Source organism: Streptomyces sp. NRRL S-118, from assembly GCF_000716335.1.
Taxonomy (GTDB): domain Bacteria; phylum Actinomycetota; class Actinomycetes; order Streptomycetales; family Streptomycetaceae; genus Streptomyces.
Window position 1 is genome coordinate 268,021 of record NZ_KL591008.1, and the last position, 4,027, is coordinate 272,047.

Consider the following 4,027-nt stretch of genomic DNA (forward strand, 5'->3'; position numbering starts at 1 on the left):
CCCGTTCGCCCGGTGGCCCGTTCGCCCGGTGGCCCCTTCGCCCCGTGGCCCCTTCGCCCCGTGGCCCCTTTGCTCAGGGGACCTCTTCAGGTCGGGGCCGCGGCCCCGCACGCGCAGCAACCCTGCACCTGTACGCGCAGCAACCGGCCACCCGCCCGCGAAGGAACGGGGCGCCTGCGCCTCCGCCCGGTGCCTACTGGGCCGAAGCCGTGACGGGGTAGTGGTCGGACAGATTCGTGTACGTGTACTGCCTGCCCCAGCTGGAGACCGTCCACGGCGCGGTCTGCTCCTTGATCACCTCGTTGGTCCAGCCGGCCGGCCGGACGTGCCCGGCGCGGTGGAGCACGTGGTCGAGGTCCTCGCGCGGGTCGTCGGGGTAGCGCTCCGCGGCGATCGAGTTCTGCTCGGTGTCGAACGAGTACGGATGCCCGGTGCGCGCGTCCGCGTCCGCCAGGCCCGCGTCCGCGAGCATCGTGGCGTACTCGGGGTTGCGCGAGTCGACGTTGAGGTCGCCCGCCACCAGCACCTGCTCGGACGCCGGGATGTTCTTCGCGTCCAGGAAGGCGTCCATCGCCTTGAACTGGCGGCTGCGCATCTGCGCCGCCTCGCCCGCCGCGCAGCCGGGATCCGTCGACTGGGCGTGCGTGCCGACCACGTGGACCCGGGCGCCGTCGACGTTCAGCACCACGTAGACGAAGCCCTTGTTGGAGTACCAGTCCGCGCCGCACGCGTCCTTGTAGACGTACTGCTCCTTGCGCACGATGGGCCACTTGCTCAGCACGGTCACGCCGCCGTCCTCCGGAGTCGCGGAGGAATAGGCGCCGCCGGTCGCGTCCCAGCCGTCCTTGCCGCGCCCCATCACCGGTGTCCGGTACGGGTACTGGGCCGCGGAGTTGCGCAGCAGCGCGTCGGAGGAGCCGTTGTCGAACGCCTCCTGGAGCACGACCACGTCATTGCCCTGGTAGAAGGGCGCCTTGGGGATGGTCGCCGCCCGGTGGTCCTGTCCCCAATTCGGGTACAGGTTCTTGCTGAAAAGAAACACGTTGTACGAGAGGACCTTCAGGCGCGGTGTCCCGGCGGCGGACGCCGGCGGGGCGGTCGCGGCCAGAGTGGCGGCGGTGAGCGCCACCGGGACGGCGGCGGACAGGACGGTGCTCGCGGTACGGCGCGAGACGCGGCGGATCAGGGAGCGCGGCACGACAAACTCCTGACGGCGGTGGGGGGTTGGACGTCGCCATGGACATGGCGCGGCACATCAAATCAGCCACGGTTACTTTCCGGTAGCCGTCGGATGCCGGGAATCTTGCGGGCCCGGGGCGGGTGCGCCAACTCTCCTGACGCGGTGGCGAGGAGACATCGTGACGAGTCGGTAGGATCCGGGCATGACTTCGACGGTGACTCTCGCCCGGAATGCCGAACTGCTCCCCCTTGACCTCGGGCCGCTCAACCCCGTACTGGCCGAACTGGTCGTGGGGCTCGTGCTGTTCGGGGCGACCTACCTCATCCTCGCCAAGGTGATCCTGCCGCGGATCAACCGCTCCCTCCAGCAGCGGCAGGACGCGATCGAGGGCGGCACCGACCGCGCCGAGGACCTGCGCGAGGAGGCCGCCCGCCTCCACGCCGAATACGAGGCCGAGCTCGCGGCGGCCCGCCACGAAGCCGCCCGCATCCGCGCCGAGGCGCACGAGCAGGGCGCGGCCGCCATCGCCGCCGCGCGCGAGGAGGGCGCACGCGAGCGCGACCGGATCCTCGCCACCGGCCGCGCCCGTATCGCGGAGGAGCGCGCCGCGGCCGAGTCCCGGCTGGGCGAGGACGTGGAGGCGTGGGCCCGCACCCTCGCGGAGCGGATCATCGGCGAACCCGTCGCCGTCCGCCCCGCCGACCGCGGCTGACCGGCACTCCGCCCACCGGGCCGCACAGCCGGCACCACGGCCGCAGGGCCGTGGTGCCGGCCTGCCGTACCGCCGGCGCGAGCACCGTGCCGGGCCGCGGGTCGTCCGGCGTACGGGTGATCGATACTGGTAGTGCGGACCGCACCGGTACCGCAGGACCGACCCCGACCCCGACCACCGCCCCGGACACCCACCCCGACCCGGCCGCCCGGCCCGGAGCCCCACCGATGAGCACCTCACCCCCGGCTGCAGGCACCGCAGCCGAACCGGCGCCACCGCCCCCCGGAGGGGTGCTGTGGAGCCTCGCCGGAGACATACGCGGCCTGCTCATGCTGCCCGCGGCGCTCACCCTCCAGGTCGCGCACCCCGCCGTCGGCGCCGGCGTCGACGAGCACTCCGTCTTCCGCACCGACCCCTGGGGCCGCGGCGAGCGCTCCCTGCGCTCCCTCCAGCTGTGGGTGTACGGAGGCGAGGCCGCCGCCGAGGAGGGGCGCCGGCTGCGCCGGCTCCACCGCACCATCCAGGGCACCGACACCCGCGGCCGCCGCTACCACGCCCTCACCCCGGCGAACTACGCGTGGGTCCACGCCACCGGGTTCCCCGTCTACCAGCACGCCGCCCGCTACCTGGTCCGGCCGATGACCGAAGCCCAGGAACGCGTGCTCTACGCCGAATGGCTCCGGGTCGGCCGCATCCTCGGCATCCACGACCGCGACATGCCGCAGACGATCGAGGAGTTCTGGCCTTACTACCGCAAGGTGCTCGCCGAGGAGATCGAGGCCACCGTCGTCGTACGGGAGCTCGTCGCCACCGGCACTCCGGTGCCCCCGCCCGACCGCGGACCGCTGCCGCTCCGGCTCCTGCTGCGCCTCCTGTGGCCGGTGCTGCTCCCGCCGCTCGCCCGGTTCCGCCGCTTCGTCACCATCGGGTTCCTGCCGCCGGACGCACGCGCCGCGATCGGCCTGGAGTGGACCGACGCGCAGGAGCGCGCGCTGCGCCGCTTCGGCCGGGTCGTACGGGCCGTGGTGCCCGCCCTGCCCGAGCGGCTGCGCTACCTCCCGCTCGCCCGGGAGGCACGCCGGCGGCACCGGCTCAGCCGCGCAGCCCGCCCCGCGCGATGACGTCCGCGTACCACCGCGCGCTGTCCTTCGGCGTACGGCGCTGGGACGCGAAGTCCACGTGCACGATGCCGAACCGCTTGCCGTAGCCGTACGCCCACTCGAAGTTGTCCATCAGCGACCACAGGAAGTAGCCCCGCACGTCCGCGCCGTCCCCCAGCGCACGGTGCACGGCGGCCAGGTGCGCGTGCAGGTACGCGACCCGCTCCGGGTCGTGGACGTCGCCCGACGGGTCGGCGTAGTCGTCGTACGCCGCGCCGTTCTCCGTCACCAGCAGCGGTACGCCGGGCAGCTCGTCCCGCAGCCGGACCAGCAGCTCGTACAGGCCGTCGGCGTCCACCGGCCAGTCCATCGCGGTGCGCGGACCCGGCGCCGGTACGAAGCGGACGTGCTGCTCCGCCCCGGGCCACGGGGAGGGCGACTCGGAGGTGCCCGCCCCCACGACCGTGGGGGAGTAGTAGTTGATCCCGAGCGAGTCGACCGGCGCGGACGTCACCTCCAGGTCGCCCTCCCGCACGAACGACCAGTCCGTCAGCGGGGCCGTGTCCGCCACCAGGTCGGCCGGCAGCCGCCCGTGGAAGACCGGGTCCAGGAAGATCCGGTTGCCCAGGGCGTCGACGCGGCGTGCCGCTTCGACGTCCGCCGCGGACTCGGACAGCGCCCGCACCGCATGGAGGTTCAGCGTCAGGGAGACCTCCGCCGACGGCGGGACGACGGCCCGGACGGCCTGCACGGCGCGCCCGTGCGCCAGGTTCAGGTGGTGCGCCGCCCGCAGCGACGCGACCGGGTCGGTACGGCCCGGGGCGTGCACCCCCGCGGCGTACCCGAGGAACGCCGCACACCACGGCTCGTTCAGCGTCGTCCACGTGGAGACCCCGTCACCCAGCGCCCCGGCCACGAGCGAGGCGTACTCGGCGAACCGCTCCGCCGTCTCCCGGTGCGGCCAGCCGCCGGCGTCCTCCAGCTCCTGCGGCAGGTCCCAGTGGTAGAGCGTCGCGACCGGCCGGATGTCCGCCG

At 73.8% G+C, this 4,027-nt stretch carries 4 protein-coding genes; 2 read left to right on the forward strand and 2 right to left on the reverse strand.

The window, feature by feature from the left end; genetic code table 11:
• Window positions 1–193: 193 nt before the first annotated feature.
• On the reverse strand, window positions 194–1,198 hold the full coding sequence (sph, locus tag IH00_RS0116730) for a sphingomyelin phosphodiesterase (protein WP_078887790.1): 1,005 nt from the start codon (window positions 1,196–1,198) through the stop codon (window positions 194–196).
• A gap of 184 nt (window positions 1,199–1,382) precedes the next feature.
• Between sph and IH00_RS0116735 the strand changes: the two genes are divergently transcribed.
• Both IH00_RS0116735 and IH00_RS0116740 read left to right on the forward strand, forming a co-directional pair.
• The gene (locus IH00_RS0116735; RefSeq protein ID WP_031074325.1) at window positions 1,383–1,892 is read left to right on the forward strand and encodes a F0F1 ATP synthase subunit B family protein; all 510 of its coding nucleotides are present in this window, start codon (window positions 1,383–1,385) and stop codon (window positions 1,890–1,892) included.
• Between the two features lie 227 nt (window positions 1,893–2,119).
• Window positions 2,120–3,013, forward strand: coding sequence for an oxygenase MpaB family protein (locus tag IH00_RS0116740; protein WP_052411425.1), 894 nt, complete (start codon window positions 2,120–2,122; stop codon window positions 3,011–3,013).
• On the opposite strand, the gene IH00_RS37365 is transcribed toward IH00_RS0116740, so the two are convergent.
• On the reverse strand, window positions 2,985–4,027 hold a 1,043-nt coding region (locus IH00_RS37365), incomplete at its 5' end, for a glycoside hydrolase family 1 protein (RefSeq protein WP_031074329.1). The two genes, IH00_RS0116740 and IH00_RS37365, sit on opposite strands and share 29 nt — an antisense overlap.

Excerpts from the sequence above, each read along its gene's own strand:
- IH00_RS0116740 (WP_052411425.1), top strand. The coding sequence starts at position 2,120 with ATGAGCACCTCACCCCCGGCTGCAGGCACCGCAGCCGAACCGGCGCCA.
- IH00_RS0116735 (WP_031074325.1), top strand. The coding sequence starts at position 1,383 with ATGACTTCGACGGTGACTCTCGCCCGGAATGCCGAACTGCTCCCCCTT.